Source organism: Enterococcus sp. DIV1304_2, from assembly GCF_050555445.1.
GTDB lineage: Bacteria > Bacillota > Bacilli > Lactobacillales > Enterococcaceae > Enterococcus_B > Enterococcus_B pernyi.
This window is the reverse complement of record NZ_CP187851.1, coordinates 1,731,334-1,757,762: the sequence shown is the minus strand read 5'-3', so window position 1 is coordinate 1,757,762 and position 26,429 is coordinate 1,731,334. Positions and strand designations below refer to the sequence as shown.

Below are 26,429 nucleotides of genomic sequence, written 5' to 3'. Positions count from 1 at the left end.
GGGGATTTATATGGATCAGCATGAAGAAAAATCTCTAAAGTTTGAATCTGTTATTATGAATTATTGGAATACTAAGATGCTCGAGACGAAATTTAAGTTTCTACTAGCATTAACCGAAAATGGTATCTCACAAAAAGATTTCGATTTTAGTTTGATTGAATCGGAATACTTTTATGATTTTAGAAATGAGATGGATTCTCTATGGGAGAAAAAGAAAAAACAAATATATAATAACTTACCTTTAGATGCTTCTGAAGGAAGAGTTAAATACGAGTGTCATGTAGTATTCTATAACATTATTCAACCAGAATATGTTGAATTTCGGAAAAAAATTCTCAAAGACTTTAATACAAAAAGTCCGTTGTAACAGAAAGTCTGTGTGAATATTATGTATTTGAAAGAGTTAGGAGAACCGATAAGATTTGGTGAATATATCTATAGATACAATGAAATGATTCGATATGTTTTGAATGAATTATCATTCGTTAATTTAAACGATCCACAAGTAAAAATTTTGCTTAAAGCAGAATTAAGAAGAGCAGAAAATTCATTTTATACCTTTTATGATCGGAACCGAAGAGAGCCAGATTATGCTTACTTACAAGAAATGGTAACGAATTTTGGTATCAACCGAATCCAGTATTTTCAACCTGAAATGAATATACTTTCTTTAGATAATTTTGTGCATGGGCATATCCAAAGATTAAAACTAGATAAATTATTGACCGGTCTTGTGTTTGATTCGCAAGACCTTATTTTTGTTGAAAAATACGAGCGCCAACGTGCTGCAACATATTTTGAAGCGAATGACGTATATTTGCGTGGCTATGAACAGGAACGTATTTCAATCAATACGATGTCACAGCAGATTGGTTATAAAAAAATGAAGGAAGAATTTTTGAATGATCCATTGATTGCTTCTTTTAGGAAAAAGTAAGGAGGGAATTGATGCCTTTTTCGGAATCACTGTCTGTCATATTGAAACGAGATTATGGATTTAATATCTTTACTGCTACACCAATCAAAAGAGAATACGAAGTGTATGAAGCTGTACAAAAACGACTAAAGCGAAAGGATCTTCCATTTCGTCCAATCGTAGATATTTGCTACGAAAGACGATTGACTAGGCACACCTATTTATTTGTAGAAGCAATCTGTGTCCGAAATAAACATGATGTTGTGATCCGAAAACAGTACAGTTTTTATAAAGCTTCCTACTATTTTGGAGATACCCCTAAAAATGTAAAAGTATATTGTGCAAATGGCACCTATAAAGATGTGTTAAAAGCCATGAAAAAATTCGATTTTTTAAGATAACAAGATCGATTTAAAACAATTGTAAAGAAAATAACAATATAAATATGGTAAGTTTTAGAAAACGTTAACAAAGGGAGGAAGTAATGAATAAAAAAGTGCGAATTGGTATTGTTAGTATGGCATTGATTACCTTATGTGGTATTGGGTTCTATTTTTTGAGTGAAACAAGCTATCAAAAACAAGTAGAAGTGGCAGCAAGTGAACTATCGTCAAATGAGAAGAAGTTGAAACAGGTCCAAGTAGAATTATCCGCTATTTATACAGATGACTCCAAACAGTTTTTAAAAGAAGAAGTGAATCAGGAGAAAATCAATTCATTAGTTGAGCAGCTTGAAGCTTATGAAAAGACAATTAAGGAAACGGACCAATTACTATTAGATTTAAGAAAAAGTGATCAGAATAAATATCAGTTAAATGTTAACAGTGTCTCATCAATTAAGAATCAACTGCAAGCAGCACAAAGAAAACTAAATGGGAAATATTCTGTCAATGGACTATTTCAAAAACCTTATCTAATCGGTGCTGAAAGTGACCAAGATGTAATAATTATTGATGATTTGTCTGAGGAACAATTGAAGGATGTCAGAGATATTTATTACCAAAAGGAGGTAAAAGAAGAACAAAGTTTTGAGGACATACTGAATGAAGGACTTGATCTAGCGACTGAACAAGTCAATCAAATCAATAAAACAAATAAAATGATGGAAGAGTTATACAAAGATGGCAAAGCAACTGATCTAGCGGATCGTGAAAAATACGAGGCTTTAAAAAAAGAAGTCGAGTTGATTAAAAACGAGAAAGCGAAAGAGTCTTTTAATAATTCTTTAAAAGTGATTGAAGAGAACGTGAAGGAACGTGAAGCTTTAGCAGAACAGGAGAAGGCAGCTGCAGAGGAAGCCCAACGTCAACAAGAAAACGTAAAAGAACAAGAAGTTGCTCTAACTGAAACAGCTGAAAACCAAACTCAATCAACTGAACCTGTACCAGCTCCAATTGAAGAAGTTCCAGTAGTAGAAGCACCAACTATTCAACCAGTTGTCCCAGTGGCGCCCCCTGCTAATTCAGGGAGTGGTGGTTCAAGTAACTCAAACTCTACAGGAGGCAACAACGCTGCGGGAAGTGGTACACCAGGAAACGGGTCTGGAAATACTAGTGGTGGGAATACAGGAAACAGCACGGTACCTGAACCGCCACAAGCACCGTATGCATTGAATCCCTACACTGGAAGTGGAACGTTCTATGCGACGTATGAAGCAGCAAATAGCGCAGGAAGAGCAGCAATAGATATAAACGGATATCGTATTATTACAGAGTTTTGGTCGGATGGTACTGAGAAATATTATTTAGAGTTCTATTGATTATTATACATGTAAATTAAGCGAACCAAGAGAGTGATTTCTCTTGGTTTTTTCTGATAGGAGATGGATTAAAATAAGTAGATATTGCCGAAGCCCTTCAATCATTGAAGGCTTTTTCTTTTGTAAAAAATATAAGGAGACCATACATGAAAAAATTTCAAATCAAATTAAGAATCTGGTTCATTATTGGTATGTTATTAAGCTCATTTTTAAGTCAAGGTTTATTAGCTGTTGCTACAACCACTGAACCTGTCGATCAAACTAGTCAAATAAAAAATAAACCAAGTAGTGATCAAGAAAAAGTAAATGACTATTTAAAGAAAAACAAGTTAGTTCAAGGTCAAGATGGAAAACTTTATACAACTACCGCAGAAAATTATAGTGAAACTTTAATTAGCGAGATGCTTAATTTTGATAGCAAAATTCGAGCAGGAAATAGTATTGTCTATGTAGATCCTAGTACCAACGTAGCGAATATTGATATTCAATTATCTAATGGAAATAGAGAATACGGTTGGTACGGCAAGCGCGTCAATGGAGAAATTGCAATGTGTATCGAACAAGGAGTTGCTGTAAATGTTGGCTCAAATGGAGGATATACAGCTGTGTTCCAAAATACCGCGTTGATGGAAAGGGTTTCATTGATTAAGTATTATGGTATCATTGTTTCCGGTCATACGTTATACAAAGAGATTATGACGCAGCTATTAAGTTGGGAACAACAAGGAATAATGCCACTCAATATGTCTGGAGTACTTTCGATGGCGGATTATCAGGCGTTTAAGTCAGAAGTTATGGCTAATGTAGACAAATTTTATACTAATCCTTCCTTTCAAGGACAAACTGTAACTTTAAAAGTTGGAGAGAGTAAAACGCTAACTGATACAACAGGAGCATTTAACAACTATGAAAGTACTCCTATTTCAACGCCACAAGGTTTATCGATTACTAGACAAGGTAATCAAGTAACTATTACTGCAACTAAAGAGGCACCTACTAGTAGTAAAATTGAATTTCAATACAATATTGATGGTAGCTATAAAGGTGCGATTGTAGTATATGAAAATCCCTATACACAGAATGTTATGGTAGGAAGAGTGAATGATCCAGTTCGTACAAATTTTCAGATCAACGTCCAAAAAAACGGCAATGCAAGAGTACTCAAAGTGGATCAAACCACGAAGCAACCACTTGCAGGTGCCGTTTTTCGTTTTACTACATCTGATGGACAAACAAAAGAACTGACAAGTGGTTCGGATGGCTATGCGACTTGGAATGATTTATTGGTAGATACAAAGGTGACGATCCAAGAAATCAAAGCGCCGGATGGCTATATTTTAAATTCTAATCCTCAAACCCTGACAATCAAGGCAAACGAAACCACAACGATTTCGTTAGACAATCAGGAACAACTAGCAAATTTAACTGTGATCAAAGAAGATGAGGAAACAGGGAGTCAGCCACAAGGAGCTGCACAATTAACTGGGGCTGTTTATGAATTAACAAGTTCGGATGGAAAGCTAGCCGGTCGCTTGACGATGGAAGATGTAGATGGGATTGCACAAGCAGAAATTAAAGGACTAAAACTTGGTACCTACTATTTACAAGAAGTAGAGCCACCTGTAGGCTACAATTTAGATCCAACGAAGTATACAGTTAATTTGACTTATGCAGGTCAAAATGAAACAGTAGCGATCCACCAGAAAACAGTGACTGATCGTGTCATTAAAGGTCATGTGGAAGGGTATAAATTTGGGTCGAGACCGTTGATCCCCAAAACATTTACGGAAATGCTCGAACGATTGACCAACCAATCAAGTGATGTGAAACCACCGCTAGAGGGTGTGGAGTTAACTGCTACTTCTCATACAACCGGGCAGGAATATGTTCAAGTGACTAGTGAGAATGGTTACTTTAAGTTTGAAAATTTGCCTTATGATACCTATACGATAGCGGAAACACAGGGTGTTGATGGCTATTTATTAATTGAACCTTTTGACGTCACAATCACGGAAGAGGGCTACACTCATTTATTCTTGTTGGAGGATCGAATCATTGAGTCACGTTTGCATATTGTCAAAGTAGATGAAGAAACTGGACAAAATATTCCGTATGCTGGCGCTCAGTTCAAAATTTTTGATACATGGGCAAATGAAGGGGAAGGGGCGTTCATTTCAATGGTTCGCCCAAATGATACAGAACAGACAGAAATTTTTGAAACGAATGAAAAAGGAGAAATCGTTACAACGGAAAGTCTTCCTTGGGGTGTTGACCGATATGAACTTCATGAAATGAAAGCACCTGAAGGGTATGTCCCCTTAGAAGAGCCCTTAGTGTTTAGCGTGACAGAAGAGGATGTAAATGCTCTGATTCGCTTAGAAGTACCCAATCGACTAGCTCGACAAACAGTAGAATTGATCAAGCGTGATCGTCTAAATGAGCAACCGTTAGAAAATGTGGCATTTGAATTATACCAAATCGAAAAGGGCGAGGAAAACGAAGAGACAGCAACCTTGATTGATGAGTTTTTGACGGATCAAGAAGGAAAAATCCAAGTGAAAAACTTGCCTTACGGTTCGTATAAATTTATCGAAACAGTACCATTGGATGGCTATTTACCATTAGAAGAATCACTCGAATTTTCAGTAACGGTTGAAAAAGATGGTGAATTGATTGTACTGGAAGCCTATAACGAAAGGGAAAAATTAGAACTGACAAGTTTATTTACTGATACCAACGGACAGAAAGAGCTAGATCCAACTTTAGATAATCAGCTAAAAGATACCGTATGGATGAAAGGGGCAGCGATTGAACTTGGTCATACGTATACAGTGGTTACGCAATACAAGCAGACGAAAACAGGAAAAGTAGTAAGTGAAGCAATCTCTTCTTATACTGCTAAAAGTAAAGAGGATCAATTTGAAACCCATTTGAATTTAAAGGCAAATACGTTGAAAGACGGTGATCAGTTGACTGCTACTCATGTGATCTATTATGAAGAAACGCTGGAAAATGAAGTAGCTCGTGAAGATGACTTAACGAATAAAGAGCAAACAGTCAGTTTTAAAACTCCAGAAAAACCAGGAGAGAAGACAGAGGCGAAAACAAAAGAGATAAAAGAAGAATTACCTAAAACAGGAAGCAAACAAACGATGGTTGGTTTGTTATTAGGAATAATTTTACTTTCTTTTGTTGGAGTCAATTGGCTGTTACGGTTAAGTAGACGTCAGTCTAAATAAATGATGGATAAATATGAATAAGGTTTCGACCTAGTTAGAGTCCTTGAACTTTGGATAATAACTAGGTCTTTTTTATGCAAAAAAATAAAAATAAGGAGGAAACATGGACTTAAAGAAGATCAGGAAAAAGGAGAAAAAAGAACCCCAACCTAAAGTGAAACACTTGTCTCAAAAGAAAGCGAATCGAGTGGTGTTTGCTATCGTTTTTCTTTTGTGTCTTGCTGCAGTCGTAGGTGTCATCCGTTCCAATGTCGTTGCGATGAATTTTGATCAATTAGCGAGTAAAGTTGAACAAATCAATCAGGATAATCAAAAGACAACTGAAACAAAAGAAAGCTACGATCCAGCAGCTTTGGCATTTTACGCCACAAGTTTTGCAAAAGAATATCTTAATATGGATGGAAAGGCAGAGGAAGGGAAACAAAAAGAACGACTTGATCGTTTGGCAAATTATTTATCGTTTGATGTGGCATTGATCGATGAGAAAGGAAATGAACAGTTAGAGTTTTCACGTCATTTCAAACAAGCAACAGTGACAAGAACAGTTGAAGAAACAGAGTGCTTACTGGTTTATTTAAACGTTGTATACGAAGTGAAAAGCACGGAAGAAACAGAGACACGAACGCAAGAAATGGTGTTACCCATTCAAGCCAAGGATCAACTCTTTGCTATTGTTAGTCGTCCTTATTTTCTGACTAGTCGTCTACCACAAGGCAAGACCGATCAATTAGAGAAAACGAAAGAAACGATCGAATTAAGTGGAAATGAAAAAGAAGAGGTAGAAACATTCTTAGAAATGTTTTTTGAAAAGTATGCTTCCGCAGATAAGCAGGAATTAATGTTACTGATGAAAGAAGCAATTGAATCACCTGAAGGCTTAGAACTTGTGGCTGTCGATACAAGTGAAGTCACTTATTTTGATACGCAGCAACAATACGTTATAGGTGTGCAGGTGTCAGTGACTTTTGCCGATTCATTAACAAATGCAGCCTATACGGAAAACTTTTCACTGTGGCTAACACGGACAGAGAATTCTTATTTTGTGAATACACTGAAACATTATTTTACGGAAAAGGAAGGGAATTAATTTATGAACGTCAGTAATTTGGATAATTTTTTAAAGAATGGTTTTCTGACCATTTTAGCATTTGGTGTCATTATATTGATCTTGAAACATTGGAAAGGGGCGGAGTGGTTAAAAATTGGCTCTGTGATCTTGATTGCCTTGATTCTAAGTGACTTTGCGAACAATCAAGGAAGAAACACGTTTAATCTGTTGAAGTGGATTCTCAGTTTATTTGGAATCAGTATGTGAGGTCGAAAGATGAAGTATTATGATTATTCAAGAGGATTAAAAGCACCTTATTCATTACAAGTAATCAAATCGCCGAAGGGAAAAGTGGTATGGGTGTTTGCCCAACCGTTAAATATGTCTTATGTGTTGATGTTGATCGTATTGCTTATGATTGGAATGGTTTTATGGTCAAGATTTACGCTACCGACTATTTTTGGCATCGATCTAAACTTACTACTTGTTTTGTATTTCCCTCATAAAATCGCTCGATGGTACTCCGAAACAGAACCAGACGGTAAATCTGCGAACCACTTTTTGAAAGATTTTTTTAGCTATACCAAAGACTATATCTTGGATAAGCGTCCGATTATTGCTTTTGAGCGAATCAATGAATTGGAAGAATTCTCATTTAAACGATAGGAAGGAGTTTGACATGCAATTAGAATACCCATTGTTGGAACAACGTAGTAAAAATATGGTGCTGACACAAGAAAAAGCTGTGATCGCTTATTATCGCATTCGTTCGGAAACGGTGATGTTGACAGATTTTGAAAAGAAACAAAAAACAAAGAAAAAAGTAGCTCGTACGTTGAAGCGGTTAAAAGGAAGTGAAGGTTTCGAAATCAACTTATTGCCAGTAAATGCAGATATTCGAGGAAAGATGGGGGCGATGCGTACCTTGATTGATCCAGAGAATTATGCTATTGGCGTAGAGAAATTGAAAAAAACAGCGATGATACTGGAAGAGGAAATGGGAATGGTCTATGAATACGCATGGATACTCGGCGTTCCCCTAATAAAAAAAGATATCGCTATTGATATAAAAGAAAACGTGTCAAGAGCAATCAACCATGTGACAGAAACAGTCATAACAAGTTTAGGATTTTCAATCGATGTGGAAGAAAACTGGGAAAAGGATTACTACGAACAAGAGCAGGAAGTGTATCAAAATCTTTCAGAATTATTGGTAGAACGTTTAACAGAAGATGAGCTGTATTATTATCAAGCCTATCAGTTTTTAAAGAATATTCCTCATGATAAAGAAGAGATATTAGCTAGTCAAAAGCTGGACAATTTAATGTCCACAAAAATTCAACCGCAATTTTTAGGAGGATTGCAGTTTGCTTGTGAGCAGGGAGAAAGTCATGTTTCTTATCTTCCAGTTGGAGATCTCGGTGTCTTTTTAGATGGTAATCATTTGCTCGAAATCGTTCAAAAAATGCCTTTTCCAGTAGAAGTGAAGGTTCAAGTATCATTTGCAGAAAGTAAAGGACAATTAGCACTTTCCGGTCGTTCAGCTCGTGCAAGGACACGTACAAAAAATATTATGCAAGAGGCACACTTAGCAGGATCTAAGCAAAAGCGAAAAATTGTAGAAGGTCAGCTATCTTTAGATGACTTGGATCAGAAAATTGATGATGGCATAGATATTATCGATTGGCGAGCTATCTTGATTGTTTGCGGTCGTTCAAAAAAACAAATGCAGGCAAGAAAGAAGTATTTGATCAATCGTTTTGATGGGTTGGGCATTCCTCTACTAAAAGCGACGTTCGACAATCCTTATTTATTTCAATCTACTTTATTTGGCAATTTTATGCGGATGAAAGAGAAGAAGTGGCAACATACCAGTACAATCGAATCATTTGCAGAATTGAATTTCTTTACTTCCTTAAAAGCTGGAACGAAACTTGGTTATTATTTTGGTCGTGTTGATACAACCTTAGAGGAGAAAGAAGACCGCAAAGCTATTTTGTTAAATTCCAAGAATTTGATTTACATGAATATGTTTTTAGCAAATAAACAGGATGTAATCGGAAAGAAAACCAATAATCCACATTGGGCATTAACCGGTGATACAGGAAGTGGAAAATCAGTCACAGCGAAAAAATTATTTATGGAATGCGCCACACTCAAAGATCGAGTGTTGTATATTGATCCGAAAAAAGAAATGCGACGACAGTTTATGCACACGATTAATGATCCGACCTATCAAAAAAATTACCCACTCGATACTAAATTTATCCGTACCTTCAATTTTGTGACATTAGATGTTCGTGAAGAAAAGAATCGTGGGGTTCTCGATCCGATTGTTTTATTTGATGAAACAGAAGCTATTGCAACTGCTAAAGCGATGCTGACAAATATTTATGAAGGCACATGGAACTTAAAACAAAAGACGGAAATTAATGAAACGATCGCAGCAGTCGTCAAAGAACGGAAATCTGGACAGAAAGTAGGTTTTTGGCAAGTGATTGAGCGTTTAGCAGAGAGTCTCATACCCGATGTACAGGATATGGGTCGTTTCCTGATTTCTACAGTTCGAAATTCCATTTTAGAATTGGCTTTTTCACATGGTGAAGTGCCAGGATTGTCTTTTGACAAAAAGGTAACGATTCTGGAAATTGAAGATTTAGATTTACCGACTGATAAGAATGAACAGATGGATGAAAATAAACGATTGTCGGTTACACTAATGTTTGCTTTAGGTACTTTTTGTTCAAAATTTGGTTCACGCAATCCCAAAGAAGAAACGGTCACTTTTTTTGATGAAAGTTGGATTTTTCAGTCGTCTCCAGAAGGAAAAGCTATTTTGAAATCGATGAAACGAATTGGTCGATCGTTCAACAACTTTTTAGTACTGATCACACAATCCGTAAATGATCTGGATGATAAAGACGATGGGACTGGTTTTGGTTCGGTCATCTGTTTTGATGAAGAACTAAATCGTCAAGGTATACTCAACTATTTGAATCTACCAAATAATGAACAAAACATGAAATGGGTCTCGAATATGGTCCAAGGGCAATGTTTATTGAAAGATATGTTTGGGCAAATCAATCGAGTCGTGGTCCATGTGATTTTTGAAGAATGGTTGGAATTATTCAAAACAGTGGATGATACCGATGCTTCTGTCATGGAAAATCGTTTTGCGCTGTAAAGGAGAGTGGCATGAAGTATTTAATTGATAGTTACAATGCTTATATGGTAGATGGTGGTTTACTAGACAAAGGTTGGCAAGTAGTCAATTGGTTCTTCGTAGGCGTTCCATTTTTTGTTCTAAGAATGTGTGCTTCCTTCTTTCTCTTTTGCGAAAATATTGTCAATCAATCGGATTTTTTCATTGCGAAACAGACCGAAGTTTTTAATATGTCGGTACGAATACTCAATAATTTTGGCGGTACTGGCTTTGGTGCAGGCAGTTTAATGGGCTTAGCAGTTATCTTTAGTGCCTATTACCTCTTAGCGAACTTCTTCTCCAATCGTCGAAATTTTATGAAAGTCTTGCTACATTATTTATTTGTGGCATTCATATTCTTCGGTTGGTTTGGACAAGTACCGACTGCACAGGGGAACTTCAATACCTCTACATTTCTTATCAAATCCGTTACCGAGGTAACAAAAGTAATCCAATCACAATTTATCGCAGGGGCGAATACTTCTTCTGATTCAAATCAAGGAGGAAATGGTGTCTATCAAAGTCCAATGTTTGATGCGACTGTGCAACAAACATTCACTTTTGTAAATAGTGGTTCATTGGATGGCAAGATGGCAAATGGGGACAAGATAGATGAGAAGAAATTATTAGAATCACCAAATCTATCGGAAGAAGATCGCACGAATTTTATAAAAGAGAGAGACGAGTATCTTAGTTCCCTTGAAAAAGTGAATCCTTATTTTTCTCAAGATGGTGTAAAAACGATGGAAAAAAGCTTTGCCATTTGGGTAGGGATCGCCAATTTATTTATTCTAGCTTTTCCAGTGATTTATATTAATATCATGCTGATGGTCATTCAGATTCTTGTGATCCTACTGATACTAGTGTTTCCAATTTTTGCCTTGGCTTCCTTTTTCCCAAGATGTCAAACCTTGATGTTCAAATTCTTTAAAGCATTGATTGGTATCTTATTTTTACCAGTCATTTTTGGTGTATTTATTGCTGTCCTATTTTGGGTCAATCGACTAATCGATCAAGCCTTCTTAGGGATAATCGGACAGATCAATGAAAGTCTTTTAAACGTCTTATCAAATGGCATGGTTCTTTTAGGAACAATGGTCTTAATGATTTTGGTGAAATATATCTTTTTAAAGAACCTTTGGAAGAATCGTTACCGGATCATTAGTTTCTTTTCTGAAGGACAAATTCAGCAACCGGCTTTTGAAAAGCAAGTAAATGAGAAAGTTAAAGCAGGAACAGAAAATATAGTCGAAAAAACAACTGCCGCAGCCCAAGTTGGTATTGGTGGCTATACAGGCAATATGGGAATGGCATTACAAGGTGCTTCAACACTCATGTCCGGTCAGGACAAAGCAATGAATTTAGGAAATGAACATTTTACCGAACCAAATCCACGTTTTTCTGGATTGAAGCAAGAAATGGAATCATTCTTTCAACCGGAGAATCCAGAAGAAACAGAGGCACCAACGTACGATGATGTTCAATTAGAGGAAGAAATGAGTGAATCATTGGAAGGTGAGTTAGAAAATGGTCCTGCTTCTTTCCAAGAGTTGGAAGAAGAAGCGTTCGATGATTTTGAATTGGAAGATGTCCTAACTGGAATACAGGATGAAGATCCAACAGTTGATCATTCGTTGACTGAATCGGATGAATTGGTTATCGATGAATCACAACTTGGAGATGATCTAATGGAACAAACCATCGAAACAGAATCAGATATAGTTGAACAAGACTTTGAAGCAACTGAACTAGTAACGGAAGTACCAGAAATAGGAGAAGCTGCAACAGAAGTCTCCGTTGATAATTTTGATGAATTACAATTTGCTAAAGAAGAACAAGCCTTTTTCGATCAAAAACATGATCCGGAACTACTAGTAAATGATCCAGTCAATCAAGTGAATCAAGTATCTTTTAATCAACAATGGGAACATACCGGATGGACAGAATCAGAAGAACAATTTTTCTCGATCGATGAAGAAAAACAATCAACACAACATGAGGTAGAAGACTGGTGAAAATATCAGTCTTCTTTTTTTAGAATTGAGGTGAAAAATGAAAAAAAAGGCGTATCTAGCTATAGGTAGCTGTTTTGTATTCTTAGTACCTTTCCTTTTATTTTTAGGTGTCTTTTCTTCTAGTCAAAACGGTGATACTTCCACGTTTGATCCAATGACACCACAAGAAGAAGTTGCGTTGGAAGTCGCCAATTTTGTTGAGCAACAAGGAGGAACAAAAGAATTTGCGGCTGCATGGATTGGCAATATGGAACACGAAAGTGGCTTGATTCCATCAAGAATCCAAAGTGATCTCGCTTTTAATCCGATTTGGGCATACAATCCAGCAATTGGTGGCTATGCAATAGGATTAGCACAATGGGATTCAGGTAGACGAGTGAATTTATTGAATCGAGCAGAAGAACAGAAACGAAAATGGGAAGAAGTCGCCATTCAAATGGACTTTGCTTGGTACCATGACGGATCAGATAGTACGCTCCTAAACAATATGTCTTCCGGTACAGATACGGAAAGTTTAGCCGTTGATATTTTAAAGTACTGGGAACGTGCAGGTACAAAAGATGATCCTTTGGAACAGAATAAACGAAAGACGAGTGCGATCAATTGGTATCAACGTTTATTTGAAGGGTCACTAGGAAATGGTTCCGCCAATATTGGTGGTGGCAAAATTGACATTTTGGAAGACGTGATGGGTCAAATGATCAATGGTGGTCAGTGTTACGGCTTAACTGCCTACTATGTACAAAAGCTTGGCGGTCCACAATTGATGGGGTCAGGTTTTATGTATGCAGAATCGATTGGCAGTGATTACGACTGGAAAGCGTACGATTGGGAGGTGATTTTCAATCCAAAATACTCGGAGTTAAAAGCAGGAGATGTAATCAATTGGTATGCGGGACAAGCACTTTCTCCTGGAACATACGGTCATACCGGTATTATTGCAAGTGTTGAAGGCGATGGGAAATTTACAACGTATGAACAAAATGCCGGACAAGGACAAATTTGTGCGAGATATTCGCGACAATGGGGCAGAGAGTTTACTCGTGTATCAAGTATTATCAGAAAAAAATAAGGGGGGAATTACATGTTTTTGCAAACAGGCTTGAATCGAAGACAAATGAAACAAATTTGCGAGAAATTTGGTTGCAAGAAAAAAGAATTTGCCGTTCGTCGGTTTGAAGATGGCTATCTCGTATCACTAAATAATAAAGAGTACAAGATCAAGTTTTCAGTCGGTCGCTTCTCACAAATCGTTTATGCAAAAGAAATGATTCGTGTACCAACAAATAAAAGAAAGCAGGTCAATCAATGAAACGCTATTATCTATTTGGGCTACTTCTGGGGATCGTATTATTAGCTGGCTGCAGTCAAGAAGAAAGTCAATCAACAACACCTACGACAACAAGCAGCGCAAGATCAATGGAAGCTGTAGGAGTCAGTACGATTCAAACAACAGAAGAAGCAGAAATCAGTGAAACGACAGAATCAAAAGAAGCGACTAAGACGATAGAATCAGAAGAGAAACACACAGAGAATGACAACATGGAACTCTTACAAAAATACGGAGAAGCCTACGCCAATTTCAAAAGTCTGAATCACCGCAATGAAAATCTCAAAGACTTGATGACGGAAGAATGTATCAAGATGAACGGTATCGATATTGAAACCGGCAATGGTCTTGGCAGTGAAGGAAAAGTAACAGCTATTTATCAGAACGATAAAGAAGAGTATGCTGTCTTATTAGACTGTATTCAGAACGGTTCACCTATCCGGATAATGTTGTTGGCAAAAGTGAAGGACGGGAAAGTGGCGGAGATGACTTATAATACGTTGAAGCAGGAGTATTGATTCCAAGGCCCTATAGATTTAGAAAAAACTTATCTTAGAATGGATGTATTCCTGCAAATTGTAAAACAGTTACTAAAGCAGCTAAAATTTCTAAAATATTTAAAAAAAACTGTAGGAATTTAAATGAATTATTGATGCTATGGTTACTCGGTTTCTTCTCACTAGTAGTTGTTTTACTGGATTTTGCTAAAATATATTGTGATATAGGGATGAATATACCTCTATATGTGCCAAATAATCCGAAAAAAAGAATTATATATAATATAATTTTAAAAGCAATATTATAAGAAGGATTAATAAAGCTAATGAATATTAAGACAAACCCAAATCCTATAGAAATATCTGAAAACGTATTTTTTGTAACTTTAGTTTTATCATCAAATAAACTTACAGAGAATGAGCTAATGATTAGGAGGATTTTTGCTATGAGTACGCTATATTGTGGAACAATTGTATTGGGAAATAAATATACGATCCATGCTAGAGAAAAGAAAGTAAGGAAAAAAGAGAAATTACCTGCTAACTTAATTGTAGGGTGTTGATTTTTATTGTTTTTCATAGAAATTCACCTCAAATTTTATAAATATTGAATTAAATGGTTTTTCTTGTAAAAATAAATCTAGGGGGGTACTAATTCAATATTAGTTTCCAACTTAGTTATTATAACAAGAAATAGCTGAAATTTATATTATAATATAATAAAGGAGTAAAGATGAGTAGTTATTCTCCTAAGGGAATCTGGCTAAACAAACAAGGTATACTCAACCGCTTCGAAGGCTTAACCAAAAGCACGTTAAACCTCTGGTTGATGGAAATGCGACAGAGTCCAGAGTTTTATCAGTATGTCATTAATCCAACGCAGCGCTTAGTTTGGATCAATTTAGAAGGGTTTATAAAATTTTTAAAATGGAAGGCACATGAGCGAGGGTTTTGATTCTTTTGCTTATGTGCTTTTTTTATTTGGAAAGGAGGATGTTCTGAAGGCTTCAGATTTTAAACAGTATTTGCGAAGTGCCTATACAACGATTGATAAGAAAAGTTATTTGCGGACGTTTCAGGTATACTATGATCCGGTTAAAGAGAAAACAAGAAAGAAAAGTGTGAATTGGAAAGCGAAGGGAATCAAAAGTGAGCGACAAGCGTTGCGCTATTTGTATGAAGCGATTGAAAAAGAATTTCAGAAGTATATAGTGTTTTCTAATGGCAAGTACTGTGAGACGTTTGGCGAGCTAGTTGTGCTTTGGTTGAAGGCGTGGGAGCCGACCGTTCGTCAAACGACTGCTGATTATCAGAAGCAAATATTGCAGCGGTATCTGATGCCTTTTATCGATGAACAGACTTCTTTAAAACAAATCACTCCTTTGTTGATTGAAGGGCTATGGGCGGATATTTTATTGATACGGACGAAAAGGGAGAATGATTATCTGGAACAAGCGACGTTGGAAAAAATTCGTTCTTTGTTAAAGCAGATTTTAGTCTATGGCTACCGACATGATCTGATTCAATTTGAGTTAAAGAAAATTGAACTAAAAATTCCTGCGGATCGAAAAAGAAAATCACTACAACGTCGAAAGAAAAAATTTTTGGAGAAACAAGAGATCCAACTATTATTAGAAGCAATCAACGAGAAGTATGAGCAGAATCACGAAATCAATAAGATGAACAAACTATACTTAGATGTAGTGGAGTTTTTGATCCGCAATGGATTAAGAATTGGCGAATTAGGGGCGTTGACGATTGATAAGGTAGATTTCACGAACTATAAGTTGCGGATCGATGAAGGACTAGTAGCTGCCGGACGAACGGTGAAAGAGTATGTGCGAAATCCGCCTAAAACTCTCTCTTCGGTTAGAGAAGTTGATTTGGACCAGCGATCGATCGCAATCATTCAGAATCGAATCCGAGTAAATCAAGCACGCCAGAAAGAAATGAAGCAACGTCAAAAAGGTGAATATAAGAAAACTTACTATAATAAAGAAGGCTACTCATCGATCCGAACGATTGCTGCTTCAAAAAAATTTATTGAGTCAGCTACCATTTTCCAAACACAAAATGGCACACCAGTTGTCTATCACTCATTAAATGAGTTTTTAAACGGTCAAGGCAATCTATCCATCCAAGCTATCATAAAGACCAAAGATCCATCCTTCCAAAAACATTTAAGCTCCCACACCTTCCGCTACACCCATATCTCTCTACTCGCCGAAGCAGGCATGCCAATCAAGGCAATCATGGAACGTGTAGGGCATGCCAACATGAAAACCACACTGGAAATTTACAACCAAGTCTCCAATACAACCAAAGAAAAACTAATCCAAGAAATCGATTCTTGGATTTTTTAGTGGATTTGTTTGTTAAATACGTATAGTATGCTTTTATAAGAGTGGTCGAAAAGCGGTACGACTTTTTGACGTAAGGAGAAAGAAAAACCAATGAAAGAAACAAACAAATCCGCAGAACATAAGGTTTCTGCTTATATCCATATCCCGTTTTGTGAGCATATCTGTTATTACTGTGACTTCAATAAAGTGTTTCTGGAAGGACAACCAGTGGATGAGTATGTCGAAATGCTACTAAAGGAAATGGCGATCATGATGGAGCGTCGTCCGGTGAATGAATTGGAGACGCTGTATGTTGGTGGTGGAACGCCGACTTCTTTATCGGCTAAGCAGCTCGATCGACTATTGTCTGGAGCAAGAGAGATTTTACCTTTTAATGAAGGAAAAGAGTTTACGGTGGAAGCGAATCCTGGTGATTTGACGAGGGGAAAACTACAGGTAATGAAGAATTATGGGGTCAATCGTTTATCGATGGGGGTCCAGACTTTTGATAATCGTTTATTAAAGAAAATTGGTCGAAAACATACGGCAGAAGATGTCTACGAGACGATGCGATTTTTAGAGGCGGAAAATTTTTCAAATGTCAGCATTGATTTGATCTATGCGTTACCTGGGCAGACGTTAGAAGGCTATCTTGATACGTTGGAGCGGGCATTAGCCTTAGACTTGCCTCATTATTCCCTTTATTCATTGATTTTAGAGAATAAAACGATGTTCATGAATTGGGTTCGACAAGGACGGTTGCAGTTGCCAGATCAAGAGACGGAGACACGGATGTTTGAAGAGACGATTGCGGCGATGGAAAAACACCAACGTCATCAATATGAGATCAGTAATTTTGGTCTAGCCGGTCATGAATCGCAACACAATTTGATGTATTGGAATAATGATCACTATTTCGGTTTTGGCGCAGGGGCAAGTGGCTATCTGGATCATACGCGGTATCGAAATAAAGGCCCGATTCAACATTATTTGCGTCCGTTACGTGAAGGTGAGTTACCGGTATTAGAGCGTGAAGAGTTATCTCGTAAGAATCAAATCGAGGAAGAAATGTTTCTTGGTTTAAGAAAAAAAGTGGGCATTGAGAAGCAACACTTTTTACAGCGTTATGGTCAATCGATTGAGTCGTTGTATCAATCTGTCCTTGATGAGTTAGTAGCAGAAGAGTTGTTAGTGAATGAAGAAGACCGAGTATATTTGACACAAAAAGGAACTTTTTTAGGGAATAATGTCTTCGAACGTTTTTTGTTGGATAAGGACTTGGCAAACGACTAAATGATTGTTTAAATTTTTTATAACAACTAAATAAACAATTGATTTGGTCAAGGTTTTTTATGATCAAATGCTTGATATGACGGTATTTTAAGCAAGTTGACAATTGGTTAGCACTCTCGATGCTAGAGTGCTAAAAAAGTGGGTTCTTTTCCTTGACACTTTTTGGTCTTCTTGCTATATTTATAAGTGGGTTAGCACTTAGAAGCTAAGAGTGCTAATGAGAGGTGAGAAAGATGTTAACACAGCGACAAAGTGATATTTTACGTCTGATCATCCAAAACTATACGAGTAGTGGGGTGCCCGTTGGTTCCAAAACGTTAATGGCGGAAGGAGTCGAGGCAAGTCCAGCGACGATCCGTAATGATATGAAAGCTTTAGAGGATGAAGGTCTACTTTTGAAGACACATTCTTCTTCTGGACGTATACCGTCTGCGCTAGGTTATCGTTATTATGTGGATCATCTGTTACGACCTGCTCGTGTAGCAAATGATGATTTGCACCAAATTCGACAGTCTTTAAACAAGGAATTCCATGAAATCAACGAAATCATCAAACAATCAGCTGAGATTTTATCTGAGTTGACTAGTTACACTACTTTTTCGTTAGGACCCGAGATTAAAGATCGCCGTTTGACCGGTTTTCGCATCGTGCCATTGAATAGTCGTCAGGTCATTGCGATCGTTGTGACTGACAATGGAAACGTTGAAAGTCAGGTTTTTACTCTTCCTGAAAACTTAGGTAGTCAGGACTTAGAAAAAATGGTTCGTATTGTCAATGACCGTTTGGTAGGAGATCCGTTAGTGACGGTATACAACAAATTACGCACGGAGATCCCGATGATCTTGCATAAATATTTTCAAACAACTGAAGGGATGTCTAGTCTCTTTGATACGGTTTTGAGTCATGCGTTTGAAGATAAAGTTTATGTGAGTGGCCAAATGAACTTATTGGATTATGAACCGCTGCAAGATGTGGATCAGTTCAAGTCAATGTTTTCATTTATGACAGATTCCTATGAACTGACACAGATGATCGTACCGATGGATAGTAAGATACATATCAAAATCGGTTCGGAATTAGGCAATGATCTATTGCAAAATATGAGTATGATCCAAGCGAGTTACGAGATCGTCGGTCATGGACGTGGAACGATCGCATTACTCGGACCAACGAGTATGCCGTATTCCAAAATGTTAGGTCTTGTTGATGTCTATCGAAAAGAATTGGCACACAAACTCGCTGATTATTACCGCACGCTTGACCGCTCGGATTTTTGAACAATCACAAAAGTGACTGATCGTTCTTTTTTCGAGTTGAACGATCAAGCAGCTGACTGAATAATGAAAGGAAGACTGCATCATGAAAGAAAACCACGAAGAATTAGATCAGGAATTGAATGATACGCAGCTAGATCCAGAAACGGAAGAAGTAGAAGTTTCAGAAGTGGAAGAAGAAGTAAGCGAACTTGCGAATCTCCAAGCTGAATTTGATGAAATGGAAGACAAGTTTTTACGTGCAAGAGCAGAGATCGCTAATATGGCGAATCGTGGCAAAAATGAGCGTGAGCAATTGCAAAAATATCGTTCACAAGATTTAGCAAAAAAATTATTACCTTCGATCGACAACTTGGAACGTGCCTTAGCGACAGAAGTATCTGACGAACAAGGTGCAAGTTTGAAAAAAGGTGTCGAGATGGTTCTTGAAAGTTTGAAACATGCATTGAAGGAAGAGGGGATCGAAAAAATCCCTGCAAAAGGTGAACCTTTTGATCCGACATTGCATCAAGCAGTTCAAACGGTGCCAGCAACAGATGAATTACCTGCTGATACCATCGTTGAAGTGTTACAAGAAGGCTATAAATTACATGACCGCGTATTGAGACCGACAATGGTTATCGTTGCGCAATAAAGTCATGATGGAATAGAAACAAACAACTTAGTAATAAGATAAGGAGACGTTGATTATGAGTAAAATTATCGGAATTGACTTAGGTACAACAAACTCAGCAGTAGCTGTATTAGAAGGAAATGAAGCAAAAATCATCGCAAACCCAGAAGGAAACCGTACAACACCTTCTGTTGTGTCATTTAAAAATGGTGAGATCCAAGTAGGGGAAGTAGCAAAACGTCAAGCAGTGACAAACCCTAATACGATTTCTTCCATCAAACGCCATATCGGTGAAGCTGGTTATAAAGTGGATGTTGAAGGTAAATCATATACACCACAAGAAATCTCTGCAATGATCTTACAATACATCAAAGGATTCGCAGAAGATTATTTAGGCGAAAAAGTAGAAAAAGCAGTTATCACTGTTCCTGCGTACTTCAACGACGCACAACGCCAAGCAACTAAAGATGCTGGTAAGATTGCAGGTTTAGAAGTAGAGCGTATCGTCAATGAACCAACTGCGGCAGCATTAGCTTATGGTTTAGACAAAACAGATCGCGATGAAAAAATCTTAGTATTTGACCTTGGTGGTGGTACATTTGACGTATCGATCCTTGAATTAGGTGACGGTGTATTCGATGTATTATCTACTGCCGGAGACAACCATTTAGGTGGAGATGACTTTGATAACAAAATCATCGATCATATGGTTGCTGAATTCAAAAAAGAAAACGGCATTGACTTAGGTCAAGATAAAATGGCATTACAACGTTTGAAAGACGCTGCTGAAAAAGCGAAAAAAGACCTTTCTGGTGTTTCAAGCACTCAAATCAGCTTACCATTTATCACAGCTGGTGACGCTGGTCCATTGCATTTAGAAATGACATTGACTCGTGCAAAATTTGATGAATTGACAGCTGACTTAGTGGAACGTACGAAAGTTCCTGTACGTCAAGCATTGAAAGATGCTGGTTTGTCACAATCGGAAATCGATGAAGTGATTTTAGTCGGTGGTTCAACTCGTATTCCTGCGGTTGTTGAAGCTGTAAGAAAAGAAACAGGAAAAGAACCAAACAAATCAGTAAACCCTGATGAAGTTGTAGCGATGGGTGCGGCAATCCAAGGTGGCGTGATCACTGGTGATGTGAAAGACGTTGTTTTACTAGACGTAACACCATTATCATTAGGTATTGAAACGATGGGTGGCGTATTTACAAAATTGATCGATCGTAATACAACGATCCCAACAAGTAAATCACAAGTATTCTCAACAGCTGCGGATAACCAACCTGCGGTAGATATCCATGTATTACAAGGGGAACGTCCAATGGCTGCGGACAACAAAACATTAGGTCGCTTCCAATTGACAGATATTCCAGCTGCACCACGTGGTATCCCTCAAATCGAAGTAACATTCGATATTGATAAAAATGGTATCGTAAATGTATCTGCAAAAGATCTAGGTACACAAAAAGAACAAAAAATCACGATCAAATCTTCTTCAGGTCTAACAGACGAAGAAATCGAACGCATGGTGAAAGATGCTGAATCTAATGCAGAAGCAGATAAAGCACGTAAAGAAGAAGTTGATCTACGTAACGATGTCGATGCATTGCTATTCTCAGTTGATAAAACCTTGAAAGAATTAGAAGGCAAAGTTGACGAAGAAGAAGTGAAAAAAGCTGAGGCAGCTCGTGACGAGTTGAAAGCTGCGGTAGAAGCAAACAACATCGAAGAAATGAAAACAAAACGTGATGCGTTGAACGAAATCGTGCAAAACTTGACAGTTAAATTATATGAACAAGCGGCACAACAACAAGCTCAAGAAAATCCTGAAGCTGCCCAAGGCGGAGCGGATGATGTCGTAGATGCTGATTTTGAAGAAGTCGATGACGACAAAAAATAATCAGTTCATTTAGTTTCACTTAAAGAGATCAAGTCCCGCTTAGAATAAGCCGAAGAATTCGAAAATAGCTTCTCATATTTTCGCGATTCTTCGGCTTATTTCCGAGGGAATAATCTTGTATCACTTTATTTTATACAGTTTAGAAGCATGGCTAGTGTAAAGAAAGAAGTCATCAATTATGATTTTTCTTTGGATCAAGAAGAGAAATGTTTTCTTTTCTTTGTGCCATAGAATTCAATGATCGATTTTTTCTTCTTTAGTCGATACTTCGAAATTTCCGGTTTTTGTTTCGATCAAAGTGTGATATGATAACAAACGACGTGGAAATGAAGAGAACCAATAGGAGGAAAGCCTATGGCAACAAAACGTGATTATTATGAAGTCTTGGGGCTGTCAAAGGGAGCTTCAGAAGACGAAATAAAAAAAGCTTATCGAAAGTTATCAAAGAAATACCATCCAGATATCAATAAAGAGCCTGATGCTGATGAAAAATTCAAAGAAGTTTCAGAGGCTTATGAGATTTTAAGTGATCCACAAAAACGTGCGGCTTACGATCAATACGGACATGCCGGAACTGATCCTAATTATGGCGCAGGTGGCGGCGGCTTTGGTGGCTTTGGCGGCTTCTCTGGTGGTGGTGCTGGCTTTGGTGGATTTGAAGATATTTTTGATTCATTTTTCGGCGGTGGTGGAAGATCTGTTGATCCAAATGCCCCTCGTCAAGGATCAGATCTACAATATACAGTCAATTTATCCTTCGAAGAAGCAATCTTTGGAGTAGAAAAAGAAATCAAATACAATCGTGAAGAAATTTGTCACACGTGTAGCGGAAATGGTGCAAAACCAGGAACTCAACCGACGACTTGTCATAAATGTCATGGTTCTGGAACGATCAATGTGGAACGTCAAACACCACTTGGTCGTGTGATGAGCCGCCAAACTTGTGATGTTTGTCGGGGGACTGGGAAAGAAATCAAAGAACCATGTCCAACTTGTCATGGCTCTGGTCATGAGAAGAAAGCACATACGGTCAAAGTGAATGTACCAGCCGGTGTGGAAGAAGGACAACAAATGCGCTTAGCAGGACAAGGTGAAGCAGGCGAGAATGGTGGTCCATTCGGAGATCTATATGTAGTCTTCCGAGTAGAAGAAAGTGATATCTTCGATCGTGATGGCTCAGAGATCTATTATGAGTTACCATTAAGCTTCGTGCAAGCGGCATTAGGCGATGAAGTACAAGTGCCAACTGTTCATGGGGATGTCAAATTGAAAATCCCTGCTGGTACGCAAACGGGAACGAACTTCCGTTTACGTGGCAAAGGAGCACCGCGTTTACGTGGTGGTTCAACAGGGGATCAACATGTACGTGTGAAATTGATTACACCTAAAAACCTCAATGAGGAACAGCGTGAAGCTTTACGTGCGTTTGCTAAAGCAGGCGGCATGCATGTTCAAGAGCAACAAGAAGATGGTTTTTTTGATAAAGTAAAAGATGCGTTTGGCGGAAAAAAACGTAAATAAATACAAAAAAAGATAGACGATCATACGTCTATCTTTTTTTTGATGAAGTTGCAGTTGTTAAGATATTGAGATAGAAATCATCAAAATTCTCTATCACACGATCTTTTCTCAGTTCTTGATTGGAGAATAACTGGCGATTTTTTCCAAATGGATCAATGGCGATGATCGTACCGATATTTGCACGTTTGGCTGCTAAGAGTCCAGAATAAGCATCTTCAATGACCAAGCAATCTTTTGGTTCAAGAGCCAATTTTTGAGCAGCTTTGATAAAGATATCAGGTTGTGGTTTACCTGGGAACGTATTATCATCGTAAACGACTTGATCAAATTCAAACCATCGTGCTAAATCGAAAATCTCGAAATAAAATTCAACGTTATCTTTGACTGTCGCTGTAGCGATCGTAATTGGGATGTTTTCCTCTTTCAATATGTCCAAAGTGCCGGTCAATCCTTGCGTGAGAACTAATTCGTCGGGTTTTTCTAAACAAAGGTTGCGATAATATGCTTCTTTTTCGTTGGATAATTTCTCGACTTCTTCCATAGATAAAGTAGGGGAGATAAAGTAGTTCAATATCTCACTATTGGTACGTCCATGGATATTTTTAACAATGTCTTCATCAGAAAGCTCTTTTTTAGAATAATGATGGATCATTTTGACCCAAGCTGCTTCATGTAAATGGGAGTCTTGGAACATCGTCCCGTTAAAATCAAAAATAATTCCTTTCATACGTTCACTCCTAAAGTTCATTTTCTAGCGATTCCGCTAATTTTATTTGGACATATTGCGAATAATGATCTTTCACATGTGATTTGATGTGTGGATCAGTAATCAGTAAATCAAAATCATGTAATTGATAAAAGATATAAAAGTCATCGCGATTGAATTTTTGGTGATCGACTAATAAGTATTTGTTTTTCGAATGGTTCAATGCGATTTGTTGGGCTTCACCTTCTTCGGTGCTATAGGTTGAGATTGTTTCATTATGGACACCGTTAGCACTGATAAACGATTTGGTGAACTTCAGTTTTCTGAGGTTATCGTTGGTGATGGGGCCGACAAATGCACCGGTGTTTTTTCGAAAGTCGCCACCGATCAACAAAATTTCGGGAACTTCTGCTTGGGCTAACACTTCAAAAACGGCATAATTATTTGTAATGATCCGCAATTTCCTGTGGATCAAGTGAGATGCTAATAACTCGATCGTCGTTCCTGGACCCAAAAAGACGGTATCGCCTTCATTGATCAACTGTGCGGCAGTTGCCGCAATCTGTTGCTTTTCTTTGATTTGCATGACTGATTTTTCTGTATGTGATAATTCTTGGTCGAGGGTATAGGTCAGGCTTTGGGCTCCGCCATGGATACGCAATAACTTTCCGGATTTTTCTAGCTCATCCAAATCTCGACGAACGGTCATATCAGAGACATTCAATTGTTCGATGATCTCACTGACCGTTAAAATTCCTTTTTTATTAACCATCTCACTAATTGTTAGTAAGCGCTCTCTTTTTAACATCTAATCACTCCCAATTCACAAATAATCTACCATAGATTAGAATAGAGGTCAACAAAAACAAACATACACAAACAAAAATAATCAACTGAAACAAACAAATCCCATTTTTATTTCGAATAAATACAATTTATTGATTGAATTTGTTTGTTTTTGTTGACAAATGTTTTGAATGCGATTACAATTCGTGTTGTTATATAAATTAGTAGACAAGAAGGTAGGGGAAGAAATGCTGAAATTACCAGAAGATTTTATTTTTGGCGGAGCAACAGCGGCATACCAAGTAGAAGGTGCAACAAAAGAAGGTGGGAAAGGTGAAGTTGCTTGGGACGAGTTTTTAGAGAAACAAGGAAGATTCAGTCCTGATCCTGCGAGCGATTTCTATCATCAATATGAAAAAGATATTGAATTGTGTGAGAAGTTTGGTGTGAATGGGTTACGTTTATCCATTGCGTGGAGTCGTATTTTTCCTGATGGAACTGGGAAAGTGAATGAAGAGGGTGTGGCATTTTACCATAAGGTCTTTGCGGCTTGTGAGAAACATGGGGTACTTCCTTTTGTGACGCTTCATCATTTTGATACCCCGAAAGTTTTGTTTGATCAGGGTGATTTTTTAAATAGAGACAATGTCGAAGCGTTTGTTGCGTATGCAAAATTTTGCTTTGAAGAATTTAAAGAAGTGCGTTACTGGAGTACCTTCAACGAGATTTATCCGGTAGCGACGAACCAATATTTATTAGGGATTTTCCCACCAGGAATCACGTATGATTTCACAAAGATCATTGCTTGTTTGCATAACATGATGTATGCGCATGCAAGGGTCGTGAATTTGTTCAAGGATGAGGGATACGCAGGTGAAATTGGTGTGGTCCATTCTTTAGAGACGAAATATCCTGCATCGGAGGCTTCGGAAGATCAACATGCAGCGTTCTTAGATGATGCGTTGTCGATCCGTTTTCTCTTAGATGCCACATATTTAGGGTATTACTCAGATGAAACATTGTCGGCTCTTGCGGAGATTTGTGAAGCGAACGGCGCAAGCTATGACTTTCCTGAAGAGGATCTGGTCGAAATGAAGCGTGCCTCACATCGTAATGATTACTTGGGGATCAACCATTATCAATGTCACTTTGTAAAAGCGTATCATGGAGAGAATGCGATCCATCATAATGGAACGGGAGACAAAGGCACTTCTGTTTATAAAGTAAAAGGAATTGGGGAACGGATCTATAAAGAAGGAATCCCTCGAACGGATTGGGACTGGTTGATCTATCCAGAAGGGTTGTATGATCTATTGTTGCGTATCAAGGAAGATTATCCCCACTACAATAAAATCTACATCACTGAAAATGGGATGGGATTCAAAGATCAGTTCGATGATGGTGTGATCATGGACCAACCACGGATCGAATATTTGAAAGTTTATTTAGAATCACTGAGCAAAGCTATATCTGCTGGAGTCAACGTGAAAGGCTATTTCCTATGGTCGTTAATGGATTTGTTCTCTTGGTCAAATGGTTACAATAAACGATACGGACTCTTCTATGTTGATTTCGAAACGCAAAAACGTTACCCAAAAGAGTCCGCCTATTGGTACAAATTCGTCAGTGAAACAAAGACAATCATTTAAGTTGGAGGAATGGAAGATGAATAAAGAAGAATTGCAAATGTTAGGTTTTGAGATCGTGGCTTATTCAGGGGATGCACGTAGTACGTTACTCACATTATTAAGAGAAGTCCGTCAAGGGAAATTTGATCGTGTGGAAGAAGCCTTGAAGGATGCAGATGAGAATTTGACATTAGCCCATAATTCGCAAACAAAGATCTTAGCAGAAGAAGCTTCAGGAAAAGACATGGATATGGGCTTTATATTTATCCATGGACAAGATCACTTGATGACTACTTTATTGCTAAGAGATTTGATCCAAGATTTCATTGAGTTATATAAAAACAAATAATCACT

Annotated in this window: 25 protein-coding genes; 22 read left to right on the top strand and 3 right to left on the bottom strand. The window is 37.7% G+C overall.

The window, feature by feature from the left end:
* The first annotated feature begins 10 nt into the window (after positions 1–10).
* The 13 genes from IGJ14_RS08065 to IGJ14_RS08005 all read left to right on the top strand — a co-directional run bounded on the left by IGJ14_RS08065 (position 11) and on the right by IGJ14_RS08005 (position 14,027).
* Positions 11–367, top strand: coding sequence for a hypothetical protein (locus tag IGJ14_RS08065; protein ID WP_430607451.1), 357 nt, complete (start codon positions 11–13; stop codon positions 365–367).
* A gap of 21 nt (positions 368–388) precedes the next feature.
* Positions 389–937, top strand: a complete 549-nt coding sequence (locus IGJ14_RS08060) for a hypothetical protein (protein ID WP_430607449.1) — start codon at positions 389–391, stop codon at positions 935–937.
* Positions 938–948: 11 nt separating this feature from the next.
* Positions 949–1,317 (top strand): hypothetical protein, encoded by a 369-nt coding sequence (locus tag IGJ14_RS08055; protein ID WP_430607447.1) that lies wholly within the window; start codon positions 949–951, stop codon positions 1,315–1,317.
* A gap of 83 nt (positions 1,318–1,400) precedes the next feature.
* The gene (locus IGJ14_RS08050) at positions 1,401–2,675 is read left to right on the top strand and encodes a hypothetical protein (protein WP_430607444.1); all 1,275 of its coding nucleotides are present in this window, start codon (positions 1,401–1,403) and stop codon (positions 2,673–2,675) included.
* A gap of 146 nt (positions 2,676–2,821) precedes the next feature.
* Positions 2,822–5,914: an MSCRAMM family protein gene (locus tag IGJ14_RS08045; RefSeq protein WP_430607442.1), complete on the top strand. Its 3,093-nt coding sequence runs from the start codon at positions 2,822–2,824 to the stop codon at positions 5,912–5,914.
* Positions 5,915–6,017: 103 nt separating this feature from the next.
* The gene (locus IGJ14_RS08040; protein ID WP_430607439.1) at positions 6,018–7,001 is read left to right on the top strand and encodes a conjugal transfer protein; all 984 of its coding nucleotides are present in this window, start codon (positions 6,018–6,020) and stop codon (positions 6,999–7,001) included.
* A gap of 3 nt (positions 7,002–7,004) precedes the next feature.
* Positions 7,005–7,229 carry a hypothetical protein gene (locus IGJ14_RS08035; protein WP_066026190.1) on the top strand — a complete coding sequence of 75 codons (225 nt, stop codon included), beginning with the start codon at positions 7,005–7,007 and terminating at the stop codon, positions 7,227–7,229.
* 9 nt (positions 7,230–7,238) lie between these two features.
* Positions 7,239–7,628: a conjugal transfer protein gene (locus IGJ14_RS08030; RefSeq protein WP_430607436.1), complete on the top strand. Its 390-nt coding sequence runs from the start codon at positions 7,239–7,241 to the stop codon at positions 7,626–7,628.
* Positions 7,629–7,641: 13 nt separating this feature from the next.
* Positions 7,642–10,146: an ATP-binding protein gene (locus IGJ14_RS08025; protein WP_430607433.1), complete on the top strand. Its 2,505-nt coding sequence runs from the start codon at positions 7,642–7,644 to the stop codon at positions 10,144–10,146.
* Positions 10,147–10,157: 11 nt separating this feature from the next.
* Positions 10,158–12,179 carry a hypothetical protein gene (locus IGJ14_RS08020; protein ID WP_430607431.1) on the top strand — a complete coding sequence of 674 codons (2,022 nt, stop codon included), beginning with the start codon at positions 10,158–10,160 and terminating at the stop codon, positions 12,177–12,179.
* Between the two features lie 37 nt (positions 12,180–12,216).
* Positions 12,217–13,251: a phage tail tip lysozyme gene (locus tag IGJ14_RS08015; RefSeq protein WP_430607429.1), complete on the top strand. Its 1,035-nt coding sequence runs from the start codon at positions 12,217–12,219 to the stop codon at positions 13,249–13,251.
* Between the two features lie 12 nt (positions 13,252–13,263).
* Complete coding sequence (locus tag IGJ14_RS08010) at positions 13,264–13,491, top strand: hypothetical protein (RefSeq protein ID WP_430607427.1); 228 nt, start codon at positions 13,264–13,266, stop codon at positions 13,489–13,491.
* Positions 13,488–14,027: an EF0163 family protein gene (locus IGJ14_RS08005; protein WP_430607425.1), complete on the top strand. Its 540-nt coding sequence runs from the start codon at positions 13,488–13,490 to the stop codon at positions 14,025–14,027. Before IGJ14_RS08010 ends, IGJ14_RS08005 begins: the two co-directional genes overlap by 4 nt.
* Before the next feature lie 34 nt (positions 14,028–14,061).
* Here the strand turns inward: IGJ14_RS08005 and IGJ14_RS08000 are convergent, their stop codons facing one another.
* Positions 14,062–14,586 (bottom strand): hypothetical protein, encoded by a 525-nt coding sequence (locus IGJ14_RS08000; RefSeq protein ID WP_430607423.1) that lies wholly within the window; start codon positions 14,584–14,586, stop codon positions 14,062–14,064.
* 153 nt (positions 14,587–14,739) lie between these two features.
* On the opposite strand from IGJ14_RS08000, the gene IGJ14_RS07995 reads away from it, so the two are divergent.
* The 7 genes from IGJ14_RS07995 to dnaJ all read left to right on the top strand — a co-directional run bounded on the left by IGJ14_RS07995 (position 14,740) and on the right by dnaJ (position 22,955).
* A complete protein-coding gene (locus IGJ14_RS07995; protein WP_430607420.1) occupies positions 14,740–14,961 on the top strand; it encodes a hypothetical protein in 222 nt (73 codons plus the stop codon).
* A complete protein-coding gene (locus tag IGJ14_RS07990) occupies positions 14,945–16,369 on the top strand; it encodes a tyrosine-type recombinase/integrase (RefSeq protein ID WP_430607418.1) in 1,425 nt (474 codons plus the stop codon). Before IGJ14_RS07995 ends, IGJ14_RS07990 begins: the two co-directional genes overlap by 17 nt.
* A 90-nt stretch (positions 16,370–16,459) precedes the next feature.
* Complete coding sequence (gene hemW / locus IGJ14_RS07985) at positions 16,460–17,641, top strand: radical SAM family heme chaperone HemW (RefSeq protein WP_019724031.1); 1,182 nt, start codon at positions 16,460–16,462, stop codon at positions 17,639–17,641.
* A 233-nt stretch (positions 17,642–17,874) separates the two neighbouring features.
* The gene (gene hrcA / locus IGJ14_RS07980) at positions 17,875–18,918 is read left to right on the top strand and encodes a heat-inducible transcriptional repressor HrcA (protein WP_019724030.1); all 1,044 of its coding nucleotides are present in this window, start codon (positions 17,875–17,877) and stop codon (positions 18,916–18,918) included.
* A gap of 82 nt (positions 18,919–19,000) precedes the next feature.
* Positions 19,001–19,549, top strand: a complete 549-nt coding sequence (grpE, locus tag IGJ14_RS07975) for a nucleotide exchange factor GrpE (RefSeq protein ID WP_019724029.1) — start codon at positions 19,001–19,003, stop codon at positions 19,547–19,549.
* 55 nt (positions 19,550–19,604) lie between these two features.
* Entirely contained in the window at positions 19,605–21,434 is a 1,830-nt protein-coding gene (gene dnaK / locus IGJ14_RS07970; protein ID WP_010735218.1) for a molecular chaperone DnaK, read from the top strand.
* A gap of 354 nt (positions 21,435–21,788) precedes the next feature.
* Complete coding sequence (dnaJ, locus tag IGJ14_RS07965) at positions 21,789–22,955, top strand: molecular chaperone DnaJ (RefSeq protein WP_010735219.1); 1,167 nt, start codon at positions 21,789–21,791, stop codon at positions 22,953–22,955.
* 28 nt (positions 22,956–22,983) lie between these two features.
* On the opposite strand, the gene IGJ14_RS07960 is transcribed toward dnaJ, so the two are convergent.
* Together IGJ14_RS07960 and IGJ14_RS07955 are read right to left on the bottom strand one after the other, a co-directional pair.
* Positions 22,984–23,682 carry an HAD family hydrolase gene (locus IGJ14_RS07960; protein ID WP_108144190.1) on the bottom strand — a complete coding sequence of 233 codons (699 nt, stop codon included), beginning with the start codon at positions 23,680–23,682 and terminating at the stop codon, positions 22,984–22,986.
* A 10-nt stretch (positions 23,683–23,692) separates the two neighbouring features.
* Complete coding sequence (locus IGJ14_RS07955; protein WP_019723884.1) at positions 23,693–24,469, bottom strand: DeoR/GlpR family DNA-binding transcription regulator; 777 nt, start codon at positions 24,467–24,469, stop codon at positions 23,693–23,695.
* A gap of 226 nt (positions 24,470–24,695) precedes the next feature.
* Between IGJ14_RS07955 and lacG the strand changes: the two genes are divergently transcribed.
* Both lacG and IGJ14_RS07945 read left to right on the top strand, forming a co-directional pair.
* The gene (lacG, locus tag IGJ14_RS07950) at positions 24,696–26,096 is read left to right on the top strand and encodes a 6-phospho-beta-galactosidase (protein ID WP_019723883.1); all 1,401 of its coding nucleotides are present in this window, start codon (positions 24,696–24,698) and stop codon (positions 26,094–26,096) included.
* 16 nt (positions 26,097–26,112) lie between these two features.
* Positions 26,113–26,424, top strand: a complete 312-nt coding sequence (locus IGJ14_RS07945) for a PTS lactose/cellobiose transporter subunit IIA (protein WP_010735223.1) — start codon at positions 26,113–26,115, stop codon at positions 26,422–26,424.
* Positions 26,425–26,429: the final 5 nt, after the last annotated feature.

Coding starts and splice junctions, on each gene's coding strand:
- IGJ14_RS08065 (WP_430607451.1), top strand. CDS start 11: ATGGATCAGCATGAAGAAAAATCTCTAAAGTTTGAATCTGTTATTATG.
- IGJ14_RS08060 (WP_430607449.1), top strand. CDS start 389: ATGTATTTGAAAGAGTTAGGAGAACCGATAAGATTTGGTGAATATATC.
- IGJ14_RS08055 (WP_430607447.1), top strand. CDS start 949: ATGCCTTTTTCGGAATCACTGTCTGTCATATTGAAACGAGATTATGGA.
- IGJ14_RS08050 (WP_430607444.1), top strand. CDS start 1,401: ATGAATAAAAAAGTGCGAATTGGTATTGTTAGTATGGCATTGATTACC.
- IGJ14_RS08045 (WP_430607442.1), top strand. CDS start 2,822: ATGAAAAAATTTCAAATCAAATTAAGAATCTGGTTCATTATTGGTATG.
- IGJ14_RS08040 (WP_430607439.1), top strand. CDS start 6,018: ATGGACTTAAAGAAGATCAGGAAAAAGGAGAAAAAAGAACCCCAACCT.
- IGJ14_RS08035 (WP_066026190.1), top strand. CDS start 7,005: ATGAACGTCAGTAATTTGGATAATTTTTTAAAGAATGGTTTTCTGACC.
- IGJ14_RS08030 (WP_430607436.1), top strand. CDS start 7,239: ATGAAGTATTATGATTATTCAAGAGGATTAAAAGCACCTTATTCATTA.
- IGJ14_RS08025 (WP_430607433.1), top strand. CDS start 7,642: ATGCAATTAGAATACCCATTGTTGGAACAACGTAGTAAAAATATGGTG.
- IGJ14_RS08020 (WP_430607431.1), top strand. CDS start 10,158: ATGAAGTATTTAATTGATAGTTACAATGCTTATATGGTAGATGGTGGT.
- IGJ14_RS08015 (WP_430607429.1), top strand. CDS start 12,217: ATGAAAAAAAAGGCGTATCTAGCTATAGGTAGCTGTTTTGTATTCTTA.
- IGJ14_RS08010 (WP_430607427.1), top strand. CDS start 13,264: ATGTTTTTGCAAACAGGCTTGAATCGAAGACAAATGAAACAAATTTGC.
- IGJ14_RS08005 (WP_430607425.1), top strand. CDS start 13,488: ATGAAACGCTATTATCTATTTGGGCTACTTCTGGGGATCGTATTATTA.
- IGJ14_RS08000 (WP_430607423.1), bottom strand. CDS start 14,586: ATGAAAAACAATAAAAATCAACACCCTACAATTAAGTTAGCAGGTAAT.
- IGJ14_RS07995 (WP_430607420.1), top strand. CDS start 14,740: ATGAGTAGTTATTCTCCTAAGGGAATCTGGCTAAACAAACAAGGTATA.
- IGJ14_RS07990 (WP_430607418.1), top strand. CDS start 14,945: ATGAGCGAGGGTTTTGATTCTTTTGCTTATGTGCTTTTTTTATTTGGA.
- hemW (WP_019724031.1), top strand. CDS start 16,460: ATGAAAGAAACAAACAAATCCGCAGAACATAAGGTTTCTGCTTATATC.
- hrcA (WP_019724030.1), top strand. CDS start 17,875: ATGTTAACACAGCGACAAAGTGATATTTTACGTCTGATCATCCAAAAC.
- grpE (WP_019724029.1), top strand. CDS start 19,001: ATGAAAGAAAACCACGAAGAATTAGATCAGGAATTGAATGATACGCAG.
- dnaK (WP_010735218.1), top strand. CDS start 19,605: ATGAGTAAAATTATCGGAATTGACTTAGGTACAACAAACTCAGCAGTA.
- dnaJ (WP_010735219.1), top strand. CDS start 21,789: ATGGCAACAAAACGTGATTATTATGAAGTCTTGGGGCTGTCAAAGGGA.
- IGJ14_RS07960 (WP_108144190.1), bottom strand. CDS start 23,682: ATGAAAGGAATTATTTTTGATTTTAACGGGACGATGTTCCAAGACTCC.
- IGJ14_RS07955 (WP_019723884.1), bottom strand. CDS start 24,469: ATGTTAAAAAGAGAGCGCTTACTAACAATTAGTGAGATGGTTAATAAA.
- lacG (WP_019723883.1), top strand. CDS start 24,696: ATGCTGAAATTACCAGAAGATTTTATTTTTGGCGGAGCAACAGCGGCA.
- IGJ14_RS07945 (WP_010735223.1), top strand. CDS start 26,113: ATGAATAAAGAAGAATTGCAAATGTTAGGTTTTGAGATCGTGGCTTAT.